This is a genomic window from Arthrobacter sp. USHLN218 (assembly GCF_037144715.1).
In the GTDB taxonomy this organism is placed as follows: Bacteria; Actinomycetota; Actinomycetes; order Actinomycetales; family Micrococcaceae; genus Crystallibacter.
Map to the genome: position 1 here is coordinate 1 of NZ_JBBCYT010000008.1, position 16532 is coordinate 16532.

General features: G+C 63.8%; 12 protein-coding genes and 1 pseudogene. 5 read left to right on the top strand and 8 right to left on the bottom strand.

Annotated elements, in window-relative coordinates; all coding sequences use genetic code 11:
* The 8 genes and pseudogenes from WFH44_RS16970 to WFH44_RS17005 all read right to left on the bottom strand — a co-directional run.
* A pseudogene (locus tag WFH44_RS16970) lies at positions 1-471 on the bottom strand (hypothetical protein); the annotation flags it as partial.
* A 181-nt stretch (positions 472-652) separates the two neighbouring features.
* On the bottom strand, positions 653-1705 hold the full coding sequence (locus WFH44_RS16975; RefSeq protein WP_336715230.1) for a proline racemase family protein: 1053 nt from the start codon (positions 1703-1705) through the stop codon (positions 653-655).
* Positions 1706-1717: 12 nt separating this feature from the next.
* Positions 1718-3073, bottom strand: a complete 1356-nt coding sequence (locus WFH44_RS16980) for an MFS transporter (RefSeq protein ID WP_336715232.1) — start codon at positions 3071-3073, stop codon at positions 1718-1720.
* A gap of 104 nt (positions 3074-3177) precedes the next feature.
* Positions 3178-4539: an NAD-dependent succinate-semialdehyde dehydrogenase gene (locus tag WFH44_RS16985; protein ID WP_336715234.1), complete on the bottom strand. Its 1362-nt coding sequence runs from the start codon at positions 4537-4539 to the stop codon at positions 3178-3180.
* 63 nt (positions 4540-4602) lie between these two features.
* Positions 4603-6240: a thiamine pyrophosphate-binding protein gene (locus WFH44_RS16990; RefSeq protein ID WP_336715236.1), complete on the bottom strand. Its 1638-nt coding sequence runs from the start codon at positions 6238-6240 to the stop codon at positions 4603-4605.
* Positions 6241-6498: 258 nt separating this feature from the next.
* On the bottom strand, positions 6499-7905 hold the full coding sequence (locus WFH44_RS16995; RefSeq protein ID WP_336715238.1) for an NAD(P)/FAD-dependent oxidoreductase: 1407 nt from the start codon (positions 7903-7905) through the stop codon (positions 6499-6501).
* 87 nt (positions 7906-7992) lie between these two features.
* Positions 7993-9459, bottom strand: coding sequence for an NAD-dependent succinate-semialdehyde dehydrogenase (locus WFH44_RS17000; RefSeq protein WP_336715240.1), 1467 nt, complete (start codon positions 9457-9459; stop codon positions 7993-7995).
* A 64-nt stretch (positions 9460-9523) separates the two neighbouring features.
* Complete coding sequence (locus WFH44_RS17005) at positions 9524-9838, bottom strand: cupin domain-containing protein (protein ID WP_336715242.1); 315 nt, start codon at positions 9836-9838, stop codon at positions 9524-9526.
* A gap of 127 nt (positions 9839-9965) precedes the next feature.
* Between WFH44_RS17005 and WFH44_RS17010 the strand changes: the two genes are divergently transcribed.
* From WFH44_RS17010 to WFH44_RS17030, 5 genes are all read left to right on the top strand, one after another.
* The gene (locus WFH44_RS17010) at positions 9966-11357 is read left to right on the top strand and encodes a PucR family transcriptional regulator (protein WP_336715244.1); all 1392 of its coding nucleotides are present in this window, start codon (positions 9966-9968) and stop codon (positions 11355-11357) included.
* A gap of 339 nt (positions 11358-11696) precedes the next feature.
* Positions 11697-12929, top strand: coding sequence for a flavin monoamine oxidase family protein (locus WFH44_RS17015; RefSeq protein ID WP_336715246.1), 1233 nt, complete (start codon positions 11697-11699; stop codon positions 12927-12929).
* A 68-nt stretch (positions 12930-12997) separates the two neighbouring features.
* Positions 12998-14458 carry a purine-cytosine permease family protein gene (locus WFH44_RS17020; protein ID WP_336715248.1) on the top strand — a complete coding sequence of 487 codons (1461 nt, stop codon included), beginning with the start codon at positions 12998-13000 and terminating at the stop codon, positions 14456-14458.
* Between the two features lie 46 nt (positions 14459-14504).
* Positions 14505-14702, top strand: a complete 198-nt coding sequence (locus tag WFH44_RS17025) for a hypothetical protein (RefSeq protein ID WP_336715251.1) — start codon at positions 14505-14507, stop codon at positions 14700-14702.
* Between the two features lie 316 nt (positions 14703-15018).
* Positions 15019-16437, top strand: a complete 1419-nt coding sequence (locus WFH44_RS17030; RefSeq protein WP_336715253.1) for a flavin monoamine oxidase family protein — start codon at positions 15019-15021, stop codon at positions 16435-16437.
* The last annotated feature ends 95 nt before the right edge of the window (positions 16438-16532 follow it).

A 16532-nucleotide genomic window follows, 5' to 3' on the forward strand; every position in this document is an offset into this window, starting at 1 on the left:
GGCCGGGGCCGGCACGAACAGCACCATGATGGCGACGAGGGCGGGCCCGCCGACGGCCGAGGAGTTGTAGGAGAGCGCGTCGTAGGCGAAGGCCCGCCGCTTGTCCGGAATGGCGTCGGAGACGAAGCTGGAGAGCCCGCCCATGAAGAACGGGGCGACCGCTCCGGCCACGGCCAGCGCGGCGAAGACGACCGGCAGCGGGATCTGGCCGAGGAACGCCGTGATCGCGAAGGCGATGGCGGTCAGCACGCCGGACGCCGCGATGAGCAGGCCCGGCCTGCGGGCGCGGTCGAGGGCCGCGCCGACCAACGGGGCGGCCACCACGCTCGGACCGAGGGAGACCGAGACCAGGGCGCCGCCGAGGAGGACGTCTCCCGTTTGCTGCACCGCGAGGATCGGGATCGCCACGGCGGAGCCGGCAATGGCCAGTCTCGGCGGCGCCGACGCAGCAAGATATCCGAGGGCGCTCATGAGAGTGGAAGGGCTCCTTTCGGCCTGAAAACAGCAGGTTGTCGACCCGCCAGTCGAATGCGTGCTGGCTGTGCCGAGCACGCCCCGTGAGCTGACAGCAATGGATTCGTACCTTTGACTGTCGGATTACGTGGGGTCTGCTCGGCACAGCCAGCAATCGGTCCTCGTGGGCTTGGGTCGCTTAGGCCCAGATGTCGCCGACGGTGAACCCTTCGGTAAAGGGGTCGTCTTCGTCCAGGACGATGGTGCTCTTGGCGAAGATCCAGCTGGTTCCGGTGACGGTGGGAACGACTGCCTTCTTGTCACCGATGCTTGCTTCTTCCACGAGGCGTCCGGTGTAGACGTTCCCGAGGATTCCCTGGTGGCGGAAAGGCTGGTCGAGCGCCAGCTCGCCTTTGGCATGGAGTACGGCCATTTTCGCGCATGTTCCCGTGCCGCACGGGCAACGGTCCAGGCCCCCGGTCCAGGTGGCGGGGTCGTCCCAGGAGAACTCGCCGGATGCCATGGTCACCACGTTCTTCCAGTCAGCGTTCGGGTCGTCTGTTGGACCCGAGAGCTGTGTAATGGTGATGCCCACCCCTGGGTAGTCCGGGTGTTCTACCGGCAACTGCTCGATTGCAGCCTCGCGGATCATCGAGGAAATCCGGGCGATCTCAGCTCCGTGTTCGGGAATGAGTTCGAGTCCGGGGAACTGGCGGACGTCGGCTATGACGTAGAACATTCCGCCCCATGCCACGTCGACGGTTACTTTCCCAAGGTGCGGCACGTCGATTTCGGCGTCGAGGTGCGCGGCAAACGCCGGGACGTTTTTGAAGGTCACGTTCTTGACCTTGCCGTCCTTGCACTCGGCCTTTACTTTGATGAGCCCGGCCGGCGCTTCCAGGGTGAGTTCGGTGACAGGTTCCTTCATGGGCAGGATCCCGGTTTCCAGCAGTACGGTCACTACGGAGATCGTGTTTCCGCCGGACATGACCGGGTACTCGATTTGCTCCATGATGATGTACCCGGCATCAGCCTCGGGGTGCGTCGGAGGAACCAGGATGTTGCAGCAGTGCGGCGGGTAGCCTCGAGGCTCGCGCAGGAGCAGCTTGCGCAGTGCATCATCCTTCTTTTCCAGCCAGTGCATCTTTTCGTACACCGAGTCACCCGGAATGTCCGGGATCCCGCCCGTGACGACCCGCATGGGAGTTCCCGCATGAGTATCGACGACTTGAATTTCCCGTGTGTAAGCCACGGTCTTCTCCTATCAGCTCTTGAGTGAAGCGGCCTGGCTGTTGAGTGAACCGGCCTGGCTCAGTTCCAAGGAACGGGTTTCCGGTGCCATGAGCACGGCGACGATGAGTCCCACCAGGGAGATTCCCGCACAGACGAGCATGGTGTTGCCGATACCGATTGCCGCCAAGGACAACGGAACAAGGTAGGTGCCGGTCGCGGCGCCAATGCGGGAGACGGAGGTGCAGAGCCCCATGGCCGAGCCCCGGATTTCGGTGGGGAAGAGCTCGTTCGGGTAAACATATTGGAGCACCTGTGCGCCGCCGATGAATACCGCATAGGAGCTGAACAGGATCAGGGTGAGGACCACTGAGCTATCGGGGAAGAACCCGAGCAGCAGCAGCGCCAGACCGGACCAGAGGAAGCTGTGGATCAGCAGTTTGCGGCGGCCGAGGGGAGCGATGGTCAGGACTGCGAGCAGGCAGCCAATCACGAACATCGAGGTGATCACGATGGATCCGACCGACGCCAGTTCATCCTCCAGGCCCATCAGACCGAGGATCTGCGGGGCGAAGGCGTAGATGGCGAACTGGGGAATGATCGAGCAGGTCCAGAAGACGCTGACGAAGAAGATCCGCTTGCCGTAGCCGGAGTGGAACAGCGCGCTGATCGGCACCTTCGTCGTGGTCTCGGGCTCGGCAAGATCGTCGACGGAGTAGCCGTCGCCGTAGACCTTCTTGATCACTGCCTCGGCTTCGTCAATTCGCCCTTTGCTCACGAGCCAGCGCGCCGACTCGGGGGTTCCGTGGCGCAGCAACATGAAGATCGCGCCCGGTACCGCAGCGCTGGCCAGGGCCCAGCGCCAGGCGTCGTCTCCGCCGATGCGCAGGATCACTTCTCCGACCGCGTAGGCGGCCGCGGCACCGATGAACCACATCATGACGAGGGCCGCGAGAATCGGACCGCGTTGCTTCTTCGGCAGGAACTCCGCGAGCAGCGAGGTGGCCAGCGGGTGATCGGCGCCAATAGCCACACCGAGGAGGAAGCGGAGGGCAATCAGCCACCAGGCGTCTTCCACCCAGAACTGGGCGAGGGAGAACAGGACCATGGCCAGCAGGTCGAGTACGTACAGAAGTTTTCGGCCGATCTTGTCCGTCAGTAGTCCGACGAGGAAGCCGCCGAAGAACATCCCAACCAGCGGGGCGGCAGCGATGAGGCCCTGCTCCATGATGCTGAGGTTGAGGGCGCCGGTCATTTGCAGCATGACTACGCCGATGATGCTGAGGATGTAACCGTCCAGGAACGGTGCGGCCGACGAGTACACGGCCAGCCTCTTGTGGAATGTGTTGAGTGCTACGTCTTCGAGCGAAGTGCGGCTGATGCTCGTCACGTCGATCTCCTTCGATCTGTTAACTGCGCCGGCGCCGGGAACCCGTGCGGTTTGTACGAACGGGAACGGGTTCCCGGCGCCTGCGGTTTGGGGAAGGCCGGGGTTTAGTCCTCGGCGGCGAAGCGGAAGAGCTTCTTGTTGGCGAACTCTTCGATGCCGAAGCGGCCGAGTTCGCGTCCGTAACCGGAGCGCTTCACGCCGCCGAACGGCACGTCGGCACCTTCCAGCCCGGCCTGTCCGATGAAGACCATGCCTACGTCGAGCTGGTTGCCCACGCGTTCGGCGTGCTCGTAGTCCTTTGAGATGACCACTGCGCCGAGCCCGTACGGCGAGGCGTTGGTCAGCTCGATGGCTTCCTCGTCGCTGGAGACCTTGTAGAGCTGTGCCACCGGACCAAACAGCTCCTGCCGGTAGACGTCCGTGTTCTCGCTGATGCCGGCAAGAACCGTAGGCGTGTAGACGTTGCCTTCGGGTTCGTTGTTGCCGACCAGTACCTGTGCACCCTGCTCGATGGCCTGCTGCACCTGTCCCACGAGGGTCTTGGTCGCCTTTTCGGAGGACAGCGGTCCAAAGTCGCCGTTGTCGTACGACTGGGCGCTGATGGCTGCCGTGAACTTCTGCGCGAATTCGTCGTAGTAGGTGTCGCGTACGACGACGCGCTTGGTGCCGTTGCAGGCCTGTCCGGTGTTTTCCATGCGGCCGGCCAGCGCCTGTTCCACGGCGTGGTCCACATCGTCGGTGTCGAGCACGAGGATGACGTCAGAGCCGCCCAGTTCCAGGACGCACTTCTTCAGGTGCCGTCCTGCCTGTTCGGCAATGATCGCTCCGGTGCGTTCGGAGCCGGTCAGTGAGACGCCCTGAACCCGATCATCGGCGATGATCGTTGAGACCTGCTCGTGGGTGGCGAAGACATTGACGTAGGCACCTTCCGGGAATCCGGCGTCTGTGAAGATCTCCTGCAGGGCGAGAGCGGATTCGGGGCACTGTTCCGCGTGCTTCAGGATGACGGGATTGCCGAGGATCAGGTTGGGTACGGCGAAGCGTGCGACCTGGTAGTACGGGTAGTTCCACGGCATGATCCCGAGCAGCACGCCGATGCTCTGGCGGCGCACCAGGGTGCGCAGGCCGTCCTCGACGGAGAGGATCTCGTCGGCGAGCCAGGTCTCGGCGTTGTTTGCGAAGCTGCGGGTGATATCGGCGGAAAATTCGACTTCACCGACCGCCTGGGCGAGCGGCTTTCCCATCTCGCGGTTGATGATGGCAGCGAGGGTGTCCTTGCGCTCGATGAAGAGATCGGCGGCGCGCTGGGCGAGGGCTGCGCGTTCGGCGACGGTGGTGGTCCTCGACCACTGGCGATAGGCGGCCTGAGCGGAGGCGAGGGCCTGCTCGATCTGCGCGTCCGTGGCGTGGGGGTATTCCGTGATGGTTGCCCCACTGGCCGGGTTGATGACGGCGTACGTGCTCATGGGTGATTCTCTTTCGTTGTTGTCAGTACTGATTGAGTGCACCGGCGGCGTTCCCGCCCGGGATTACGGCCGCAGCCCCTGCGAGGCGCGGCTCTCCTCGCGAATGTGGATGAGGGTCGGCCGGTCCGCCGCCAGCGCATCCTTGACCAGTGCTCCGAGATCGGCCGGGTCTTCGAGCTCGACGCCGAGGCAGCCCAGCGAGCGGGCGAGTGCCGGGAAATCGGGGGAATTCAGCGCAACGGAATGCACCGGGTCATTGCGGTCGACCATTTCGTTGTGGATTTCGCCGTAGCCGCCGTTGTCATAGACCAGTACCGGAAGAGCCACCCCGTACTGGGCCGCCGTAGCCAGTTCGGTCGCGGAGAACATCATTCCGCCGTCGCCCTGGAGGACGACCACCGTGGTTTCCGGTGCGGCGATCTTTGCACCGATGCCGGCAGGCAGCCCGTAGCCCAACGTCCCGGCTCCGGTGGGGAAGAGGAAGGAACGCGAACGCTTGGGCCGCAGCACCGCCAGCGCCCCGTTGTAGGCGACCATCGCATTGTCCGCGGCGATGACGGTGTTCTCGGGCAGCACCTCATCGAGCGAGGCCAGCGAGGCCAGCCAGGTCTTCGCGGACCGCTGCTGCGCCTCGATAATCCGTTCCTTGAGCGAGGCGACGCGGCCGGCTGCGGACTCGTCCGCTCGCACCGAGAGTGATTCCAGCGCGATGTCGAGCTGCCGGAGCGTCTCCCGGCTATCGCCCACGAGAGGATGACTGGGATTCGCGTTGGCGAACAATCCGGCAGGATCGACGTCGATACGGATCAGTGTCTTGGGCAGCTTCGGCATGCCGCCGAACCAGTCCGCGGAAGCGAACTCGGTGCCGACTGCCAGCACGGCGTCGGCCCCTTCGATAAGTTCGACGAACTCCGAGAGCTGCATTCCCGAGCCCAGGGCCAAGGGATGGTCTTCCCGGAGGACGCCCTTGCCATTGGTGGTCGTGATGACCGGGGCGCCGAGGCGCTCGGCAACCCGCTGGACCTGGGTTGAGGCGTTTGAGGCGCCCCCGCCCGCGAGCACAACGACGTTCCCGGCCTGGGCGAGTGCAGCGGCGGCACGGTTTACCTCGGCCTCCGGGGCGACCTCATAGGTTCCTGTCGCCAGGGGCACGATATTTTCGACCACAGCGGTCTCATCGAGCAGGTCGAGCGGGACCTCGAGGTATTCCGCCCGGCGGCGGCCGCGGTTCAGGCGGGCAAAGGCCTGCGCGACTGCAGCGGGAATTTCGGCAACGCTTTCGACGCGGTGGCTTTCCTGCACGACACCGGCCATGGCGCCGCGCTGGTCGCGGAACTCGTGCAGCAGCCCGTTGCCGTGGCTGGGGTGCCCGGTGGGCATACCCGGAGCGATCACCAGAATCGGCACCGAATCCGAATAGGCCTGGCCGAGAGCAGTGGCAGCGTTGAGCGCTGCTGGACCGGTCGTGGTGACGACGACGCCGACCTTGCCCGTCGAGCGCGCGTAACCATCGGCGGCGTAACCGGCGCCCTGTTCGTGGCGAGTGGTGATGTTCCGGATGCCGTTGCCCGGCATGGCCGCGAAGATCGGGAGATTGTGCGTGCCCGGGATGCCGAAGACCGTGTCAACCCCGTGCTCGGCCAACGCGGAAACGAGCACCTCGCCGCCTGTGCGGGGTTGCGTCGGTACGGGATGAGTCATGTCGAATGCTCCTTATTAGCCATGGCTGGTTCTTGGTGTACTTGCTTGCGTAGTTGATTCGCCAATATCTGCAAGCCCTTGGATGTCCATCCAGCTTGCGGCAGATGTGGCGGGAATCACTACTGTTTATTTGGATATGAAATCTGCAACCTTCATCACAATTGCCAAGTGAATCGGGTTGGGCGCGTTGAGGGGTTTCCTAGCCTTGCTTGAAGGGTTCGCTAGACACCCAAGGGAGGTGGCAGGCACCCTGTAGCGTTAGCGTCCGCTCACGATGTTGGCGATGCGGGCGAGGACATGCGTCTGCGGGTTCTGGGTCGCGTTCTCTCTGCGGTCTGCGTAGCCGTAGGCAGCATAGAGAGCCTTCGCGCCGATCCAGCGAACCGGTTCAAATTCCCAGTTCCGTGCCTGGCGTCCGACCCAGGGCAACCGGGTGAGCGCGGTTTCTTTACCCAGTAGCAGGTCTGCCACGGTGCGTGCCGCTAGGTTGGTACCGCTGACGCCATGACCGACGTATCCGCCGGCACGGGCAATGCCGGTGGCGCTGTCGTAGTTCACGGCCGCGCACCAGTCCCTGGGAACGCCGAGGACCCCGGTCCAGGTGTGGTCGATGCGGACGTCGCGCAGGATCGGGAAAATTTCGGCCAGTCTGTTCCGCAGGGACTGCACAGTCACCTCCGCGGTGCGACCGTCCCGGTTGAAGCTGGATGCGAAGTTGTAGGGAACCCCGCGGCCACCGATGGCAATCCGTGAGTCTGCGGTCTTATGCATGTAGGTGAAGCTGTGGGCGACGTCGCCCAACAGTTCGCCGCCGGCCCAGCCGATCGATTCCAGCACGCTATCCGAAAGCGGCTCGGTGATGATCATGCTGCTGTTCATCGGAAGGAGCCGCCGGTGCTGACCGGGCAGCGAAAGGCTGTACCCCTCGAGTGCTTCAACGATGTGCTTTGCCCGCACCTGTCCGCGTTCTGTCGTGACGACACGGGGTGCTACGGCAGTCGCCTTGGTGCCCTCGTAGATCGTTACCCCGCGCCGCTCGACTGCGCGGGCGAGACCGAAAACGAACTTGGCCGGGTGGACGCGCACGCAGTGCTGGGTGCCGTAGCCGCCAAGGGCTCCGCGTACCCGCACGCGCTCCTGGATGTCCGCTGCGGAGAGTTCCTGGACATCTTCTTCGCCCCAGCCCTGGTGCTTCATTTCCCGAATATGGGACTTGGCGCGGGCGAGCTGTGCCTGGTTGCTGGCAAAGTGGATGAGCCCGGTTTCGGTGACCGCGTTTCCGAAATCCTCGCTGCGGGCGATCTGGGCGGCTTCGCGGATGGCTCCGAACATCTCGCGCTGCAGGTCACGGGCCGCCTCAGGCCCGTGCGTCGCGGCATAGCGGCGGAACTGGCCGGCCGGTTCCGCGCTCATCCAGCCGGCGTTGCGGCCGGAGGCGCCGAACCCGGCGAATTCCTGTTCGATCACGGCGACCTCGAGGTCGGGTCGTGCCGTCTTGAGGTAATAGGCAGTCCACAGGCCGGTCAAGCCGGCGCCGATGATCGCCACGTCGACGTCGATGTCTCCGTTCAGGGCGGGTCGCGGGGTGGGGCGGCCGCCAGCATCGCGGATCCAGAAGGACACGTCTCCGTTGGTGATGGTGGATGTCGTTTCCGTAGCGCTCATTGTCGCTCCTCTTTCAATAGTGGGTCATTCAGGCGTCCAGCTGGGACGGGAGGCCCGCCGGTCCGGTGCCGGCGCCAAGTGCGTTTCCTACGCGAAAGGGTTCGCGGAGAGGGTGTATTTGGTCTGCAGATACTCATGGATGCCCTCGGCGCCGCCTTCGCGGCCGAGTCCGGAGGATTTCCAGCCGCCGAACGGGGCGCCGGCATTGGATACGACGCCCACGTTGAGGCCCATCATGCCCGTCTCCAGGCGCTCGATCATGCGTTGTCCGCGGGCAAGGTTTTCCGTGTACACGTAGGACACGAGTCCATAGTTCGTGTCGTTGGCCATGCGCACGGCCTGGTCCTCGTCGTCAAAGGTGGAAACGGCGAGTACCGGACCGAAGATCTCCTCGCGAAGGATTTCGGACCCGGCCTGCAGATCGGACAGGACGGTCGGCGCGAAAAAGGTTCCCGGTCCCTCGATTGGGGCCCCGCCGGCATGAAGCGTCGCGCCCCGGGCTACGGCGTCGTCGACCAGGTGCTTCACTTTCGTCACGGCGCGCTCATCGATCAGCGGGCCGACTTCGACGCCGTGGTCCGTGCCGCGGCCGACGGTGAAGGCCCGCGCGTGCCCGGCAAGACGCCGGGCGAACTCGTCGGCGAGCGAATGATGAACGATAAAGCGGTTCGCGGCCGTGCAGGCCTGGCCGACGTTCCGGAACTTCGCCTTGAGCGCGCCTTCGACAGCCCTGTCGAGGTCTGCGTCGTCGAACACGATGAAGGGCGCGTTGCCGCCGAGTTCCATTGAGGTGCGCAGGACACCGCGGGCTGCCTGCTCCAGCAGGCGGATGCCCACGGGAGTGGAGCCAGTGAACGAGAGCTTGCGCAGGCGCGGGTCCCGGAGCAGCGGCTTTGACACTGCGCCCGCCGACGACGTCGTCACCACATTCACAACACCGGAGGGCAGTCCGAGCTCTTCAAGCAACGACACGAAGAACAGTGTTGATAATGGCGCGAGCTCAGGGGGCTTGATGACGACGGTGCATCCCGCGGCGAGGGCGGGCGCGATCTTGCGGGTGGCCATTCCCAGCGGAAAGTTCCAGGGGGTGATCAGCAGGCAGGGGCCTACGGGGTGCTGCGTGATGATCATGCGTCCGGTACCCGTGGCGTTCTGTCCGTAGCGTCCTTGAATACGGGGAGCCTCTTCACTGAACCAGCGAAGGAAGTCGCCGCTGTAGGCGACCTCGGCCCGCGATTCTTCAAGCGGTTTTCCCGTTTCAATCGTCAAGAGAAGGGCGAACTCTTCCGCCCGTTCCTGCAGCAGATCAAACGCGCCACGCAGCAGGTCTGCCCGCCGGCCCAAGGACGTGGCCGCCCAATCCGCCGATGCCGCGTCGGCAGCATCCAATGCGGCTATCCCGTCTGCCCTCGAGGCGTCGGCGACCTGCTTTACGATGCCGCCGGTGGCAGGGTCGCAGACGCCAAGTGTTGCGCCTTCGTCCGCAGGGCGCCATTGGCCTCCAATGAAGAGCCCGTCAGGCACCTGCGCCAAGAGGTCAATTTCATGCTTCACGGAGCCTGCTTCTGTTTCGGGAGTGGATGATCGTGTAGACCTTGACGATGCTGTCGGCGACGACTCAGCGCCCCTTCCAGCCGGGACGCATCAGAACCGTCACCCCGGGCTCCAGCTCCGTGACCGTCCCGTCGCTGTCGACGAGCTGCCCGGAACCTTCGAGGATGTGGATGTACTCCAGGTAGCCGGTGTGATCCGTTTCGAACTCACCGGTGCTGACCCGCCACAACCCCAACTGGTAGGCCGGGGTATCTTCCAGCACCAGGGTGGCTGCAGCCGGCGCACCTTCGAGAACACGCTCATGCGCGATCGGGACCGGGTCCGGCCAGACGATGCTCGAATCCACTCGGGTTGCGGCAAACCGGGACGCAAGATTCATGCGGTTCTCCTTGGAAGATGTTGGTCGTTGTCAGCCTGTTCGGAGAACCACCCTAAGTGAGCCAGGCCACGCTTGTAATAGTCACTAGTGCTGGACAGTTGCCATTTTTTAGACAATTGTTAAATTCATGAGTACGCGCATGACGGTCGCCGACCTTGTCGGCAATCCAAGCCTTGATAGCCATCTGCTTAGCGGGGAGCAGGGGCTTGACCGAACTGTTTTGTGGGCTCATTCCTGCGAGCTGTCCCACCCTGAGCGTTGGCTGGGTCCTCATGAGCTGCTCATGACCATCGGCCTGTGCATTCCGCAGGGTGCGCAGGCGCAGCGGGAGTTCATCGCCGCGCTTGATGAGGCCGGCCTTGCCGGAATTGCCGTAGGCGAGCATGGGCTTGCGCCCCGCCTGACCAACGCCATGCTGGCGGAATCCGATGCCCGCGGCTTTCCGATTCTTGCGACCCATCCGGACACACCGTTCGCGGCTTTTGGCCGCACCGTCGCTGCTGCCAACGCGGACAGTCAGACGATGGGCGTGCTGCTGCTGGCCAAGCTGTATCAAATAGCCGGTCAGCGTGACGCGGCCAGCCGCCGCTCAGGGGCAGATCTAGGCGACCTCTTTGGTACCCGTCTGACGGTCTTCGATGAAGCTACCGGCTGCATTCTCATCGGAGAGGGTCTTCTCGCACCATCGGTTCCGCGGGCTCATTCACTCCGGACCCAGCGGCCTTCCCTGTTTTTTGTTGAAGAAGATTCGGCTCTTGACGGGTTTGCGCTTCTTCATCTGGCCCAGGTCCTCGCGGTCGACGTGAACACCATCATCCAAGAGGCGATGGGCCGCATCAGGGAAGGAGCGGCCGCTGTCGAGCTTGCACTCAATGGACGGAAGGAAGGGCAGGCGGCCCTGTTGGAGGCGTGGGGCGGCACGGGCGGGGCTTTTCGTGCTGTAGTCACCGCGTGCGACGTGGCATTGCGCGTGCCGCTCGCCCTGGCTCTGGCCGGAATTCCCCCGACGCTGACAGAAAGCGCCGACAGGATTGTCCTCGCTGTCCCCGTCCATGAACTCGAGCGGGTCAGAACAATCCTTGGACAGCTGGGAACGACTTCCGGCGTTTCGGCGGAGCACGGTGACGTTGCAGACCTCTCAGGGGCCGTAGCCGAAGCAATGTCGGAATACCATAACGCTCAGGCCCGACAGGAACCGTGGCGGGAATTCAGCGGCAAACAGGTCTCACTGCTCGCTCGATCACGAACCGAAGCCGAACAGATCATTGCTTCGGTGCTGGGCCCCTTGGCATCGGACGAGCCGCGGTCCGTGTCGTTGCGCGAGACCCTATTCACGTATCTGGACAGCGACATGCGTTGGAACGTCACGGCCGATGAACTTCACCTGCACCGTCAGAGCCTCGTTTATCGCCTCGACCAGGTCGAGGCGATAACAAACCGCAGCGTCCGACGCACCAAAGACCTCTCTGAATTCTGGCTTGCGCGGTCCGCATGGAAATTGCTCCACTCATCGGACTAACTTCCTCGATTCACCGCCTTTGACTGACATTCGAAACCTCAAGGGGAAGCTCAGCGGACCATGGGCGGGTTCAACCTACACCTGAGGTCAACAAATCGGACCGGGCGCGCGTTCAACACCTGTAAACGAGGTGAACCGGTCGCTCCTTCATGGCCGGCGCTGAATGCACGGGCATCCGCGGCGAGCTGAACGATCACACTCCGTACATCTGTCTAGATTTCCCGAAGATTCTGCATATTGTCTAATTCCCTTCCGTTGCCTTTGAATCGTAATCTCGGTCACAGTGATTCGCGCAACTAGGGAGCTGGAACTATGCAGGGAACTCAAGGACGTCACTCCGTGGCAGTGCTCGGAGCAGGACTCGCCGGCTTGGCAGCCGCCACGCAGCTGGAAGCGGACGGGATGGACGTCACGGTCTTTGAGGCGCGTGAGCGTGTAGGCGGACGCCTCTGGTCCGAAACGATCGAAGCCGGACGTAAGGAGCCGTGCGTCATCGAACGAGGCGCCGAGTTCGTACTGTCCGGCTACACCTCGATGCGCCGACTCCTCGATGTCACCGGGCTCGACTTGGTGGATACCGGGATGAGCTATTACGTCCGCGCGCTGGCCGACACCCCCGACATCACAACCGACGACGTCGTCGGTGCCGGCCGGGAGGCCGCGGCCATCGCCAAGACCTTCACAAGCCCCCCTTCGGCAGAAGAGGTGCTCCAGCGGCTGGACCTCGAACCGCGCCTGGTGGACGCCTTGCGGGCCCGGATTGAAATATCCACGGCCGTGGCCGCCAGCGACGTCAGCGCTGAGACGCTGGAGAACATTGCCTCTTTCGAGCCGCGCCCAAGCTGGAGGGTCAGCGGCGGCAACCAGGAACTGCCCAAGGCCCTTGCCGCCCGGCTGACCGGGACCATCCGTTTCGGTGAGTTCGTTCAGGCGGTTGAAGCTACGGACGAGGGCTATATCGTGCGGGCTTCTACCGGTTCGAGCCGTTATGACTCGGTTGTAGTAGCACTGCCACTGGCCCTCATTCGCGGTGCGTCCGCCGTTACGATGCCCCTGCCGGAGTGGAAGGTGACTGTGTTGAACCGGGTCCTGCAGGGGGACGCCGCGAAGCTTCACATCCCGCTGCGCGAGGTGCCCGAAACGAGTGCAGTGATGTCTACGAAAGACCGGTTCTGGACGTGGACTGCGATGGATGCCACCGGCTCCGTCACGCCGGTCCTTAACTCGTTCATGGGTTCCCCTGCCGCCCTGGACAACACCCGGGCGGCGGTGAGTCATGACGCCTGGGCCGCCCAAGCACGCCTTATCCGCCCTGATCTGGCCTTTGGGGATCTTGATTCCGCCGTTTCCACGATTTGGCGCAACGATCCGTTGGCCCGCGGTTCCTATGCGGCCTACAGCCCGGCCACGAACCGGGAGGACATCGAGCGGCTCGAACAACCTGTGGGAAACATCTACTTCGCGGGAGAGTACGCAGACCCGGACTTCACTGGCCTGATGGAAGGCGCCATCCGCAGCGGGGAGCGGGCAGCAAACCGCATCCGGGACGCTGTTTTGGCGTCGACTCCCTGAATCGAGGGGTTGGGGACGATTTGGAACCGGCCGTCTGAGACAGGCGGCGGTAATTCGAGGAGATTTTCATGACTGATGTTAGTCCCAGGGGCGGCACTCCGGCGGTCTCGCGAATCGAGACGCGGTCCATCGACTACGTGCCGTTGCACGAACGAGGAGGAAAGCTCTTCGATCAGGCCACGATCTGGTTTGCCGGCAGCGCGCAGCTTCTTAGCCTTGCGACCGGTGCCATCGGCATCTCCATGGGCCTTAATCTGGGCTGGACACTGATCGGGCTGGCCCTTGGAGCGGCGCTTGGCACGATCCCCGTATCAGCACACGCCACTCAGGGGCCGCACCTGGGCCTGCCTCAGATGGTGCAGTCCCGCCCGCAGTTCGGCCGATACGGCGCCTTACTCATTTGGGCCATGGCGCTTGTCGTCTACTGGGGGTACGTGGTTCTGGGAGGCAATCTCCTGGGCGCGACGGCGGCCGAACTGAACCTTGGTACGTCACCGCCAGTCTGGGCGGTCATCACCTGCATCGTCGCCCTGGTACTCGCGATCTTCGGCTACCACTGGCTGCATATCGCCCAGCGGATTATCACGGTTGCGCTGGTCATTGCCATCGTCGTCTATCTGGTGGGCCTGACAGCCGGAGGCCTTGTTCCGGCTTCTGCCTTTGACCTTTCCCAGACCTTCGACCCGGTGTCATTCATGGTGGTTGTCTCTGCTTCCACCGCATACCAGCTGACCTGGGCGTTCTTCGTGTCAGACTACTCCCGGTACATGCCGCCGACGACCCGCAAGTCGGCCATCATCACATTCACGACGGGCGGGCTCTTCTTCGGTCTCTTCTCTTTCATGGCCGTTGGAGCCATCTGCGCCGCCCTGCTGCCCGAAGAAGGTGTGCTCGCCGGTGTGGCTGTCACCGGTGACTACGTCTTCCCTGGTCTGGGGGCCATCCTGCTGGTGACCGGCGGCCTGGGTCTGCTCGGCCTGATGGCAATGTGCGTCTACGGGGGTTCGCTGACACTCATCACCGCGCTCGACAGCATCCGCCCGGTTCGCCCGACACGCCGAATCCGCATAGTGACGATCCTGCTCGTCGGTGTGACGGGGGCAATTGCCGCAGCAGGTCTCCCGGAGGATTTCCTCAATACAAGCTTCGCCGCCGTCCTGGCCATTCTCGGCTACCTCATGGGTCCCTGGACGGCAGTCAACCTGACCGACTTCTTCCTGGTTAGGCGGGGACGCTACTCCGTCCGGGAGATGTTCCGCACGGACGGAGTGTACGGCTTGTGGAACTGGCGGGGGATCCTTGCCTACCTGATTTCGTTCGCCGTCATGATCCCTTTCATGTACCTCAGCTTCTACCAAGGCCCGATCGCTGCGGCGATGGGTGGATTCGATATTGCATTCTTCGTGGGAATTCCCATCGGTGGTGCCGCGTACTGGCTCCTCTGCCGCAACCTTGATCTGGAAGCCGAACTGCGCGTGATCGAACATGCCGACAAAGACCTCGAATCCATTGGTAAACCCGTCGAATAACAGGGCAGCAAAGCTGCCATCCGCTACGAAAGGCGAAAGGAAAACCGTGACCGTCAACGATTGGCAAGAAATCCTCGACCAATGGGTGCAAATCCGAAAGGACGGCCGGGTCGTTCGTACCGGCTATGTAGACGCGGTCACCGACCGGGCGGACATCCTATGGCTACGGGGACACGGAGCCCAGCAGCGCCAGCTTTTCGAAAAGACCGAAGGCTATTTAGTAGAAGCCCTACCCCATCTGTGAAGCCCCAGGGACTGCTAAGACATGCGGCGGTTCAGAAAAATACGACAAAGGCCAGCAGCCGCCACACGATGCTGAAAGGAATCCGATGACAATTCAACTGGAGACAGTCTGCGGCGCCAGCAATGGAACCTCAGCACCTGCGGTCACCGACGAACCGGAGGACCGACACGATTGCCCCTACTGCTGGGGTCCTGAAACAGACTGACCCATTGACCGGTTCCATTGCGGCCGAGGCACTCCGCGGAAGCTTTCCGTCTACCCCATCAAGCCCGGGCGTTTCCGGCCCTAAAACCTCAACGAAAGAAGATTCAACCAGATGAAAGATGTAGTAATCGTCGGCGCCGGTCTCGCTGGTCTTTCGGCCGGGTGGCGGCTGCGTCATTGGGACACGCTGCTGCTGGAGGCGGACGGGCGGGTCGGCGGGCGGATCCGTTCGGAGCGCCGCGGGGACTACTGGTTGAACTGGGGCGGGCATGTCTTCGCCGGTGCCGGGTCGTCCACGGATGCCCTGCTCAGCGAGGTCGGTGTTTCTGCTGTCGAGATCCCCGGGTCGCTGCAGGCCCTGTCGATGAACGGCAAGTTCATCCGCAAGGGGCACATCGCCACGTACCCGTTCCGGATCCCGATGTCCCTGTCGTCCCGGATCGATACGCTGCGCGGCGGGATGAAGGTCGTGGGCGGCGTCGCCAAGTACACCCGGGTGGTGCGGAAGCGGGCGGGGGAGTCCGGGGCGATGCGCCAGCAGCGGATCTACGACTTCCATAACGAGGAATCCTTCCAGGACTACATCGGCGACCTGAGCGAGGACGCGGCCGCGCTGTTCAAGACCACCGTGACCCGGTCGGCCGGCGACATGGACCAGATTTCGGCGGGTGCGGGGATCGGCTACTTCAGCCTGGTGCTGGGCTTCGGCCAGGGACTGAACCGCGGCATCGTGGGCGGGCCGTCGACCCTGACCGAAACGATCGCGGCGTCGCTGGGCGACCGCATCCAGCTCGGTGCCGCCGTGCAGGAAGTCGTGCACAAGAAGAACTCCGTCGTCGTCCGCTACACCCAGGGCGGGGTGGACCGCGAGGTGGAGGCCCGCGCCGTCGTGCTCGCCACCACCGCGGACGTCTCGCACCGCGTCGGCGTGGACCTGCCGGAGGAGCTGCGCGGCGCGCTGAGCCAGATCAAGTACGGCCCGCACGTCAGCACGGCCTTCCTGACCAACGAGACCTCGGCGCGGCCCTGGGATGACATCTACGCCATCGCGGCCCCGAAGCGCTCGTTCGCGATCGCGCTGAACCAGGCCAGCATCGTCCGCGGCACCGAATCGGTGCGCAAGCCCGGCGGCAGCTTCATGACGTTCTCGCCCGCCGGCCTCGGCCGCGCGCTGCTGGAGAAGAGCGACGAGGACGTCATCCAGACCCACCTCGCCGATCTCGACCAGGTCCTCGGCCACGGCTTCGCCGACAGCGTCGTGGAGGCCAAGGCGGCGCGGTGGAAGTCGCCGTATTGCTTCCCGGGCCGGGCCAGGCTCCAGTCCACGCTTATGCGCGGAACCAACCGCGTCTTCCTGGCCGGCGACTTCCTCGGAACCCTCTATACCGAAAGCTCGATCACCTCCGGGTTCTCGGCGGCACAGGAAGCCGCCAGCCTGCTCGCCACCCAGCGCCAGGCGCGGCCGAACCCAGGTGAGGGCCCTGCCGGAATGTCTGAGCGCACAAGTGGCCAGAACTTGGCTAACAGCTAGCCTAAGTGGAACGGTCGACCGATTAGCAGGCAAAGCGAGGAATACGGGTGAAGCAGGTTCCTATCTCCGACGACGACGGCGCCGCGCCCTGCCAT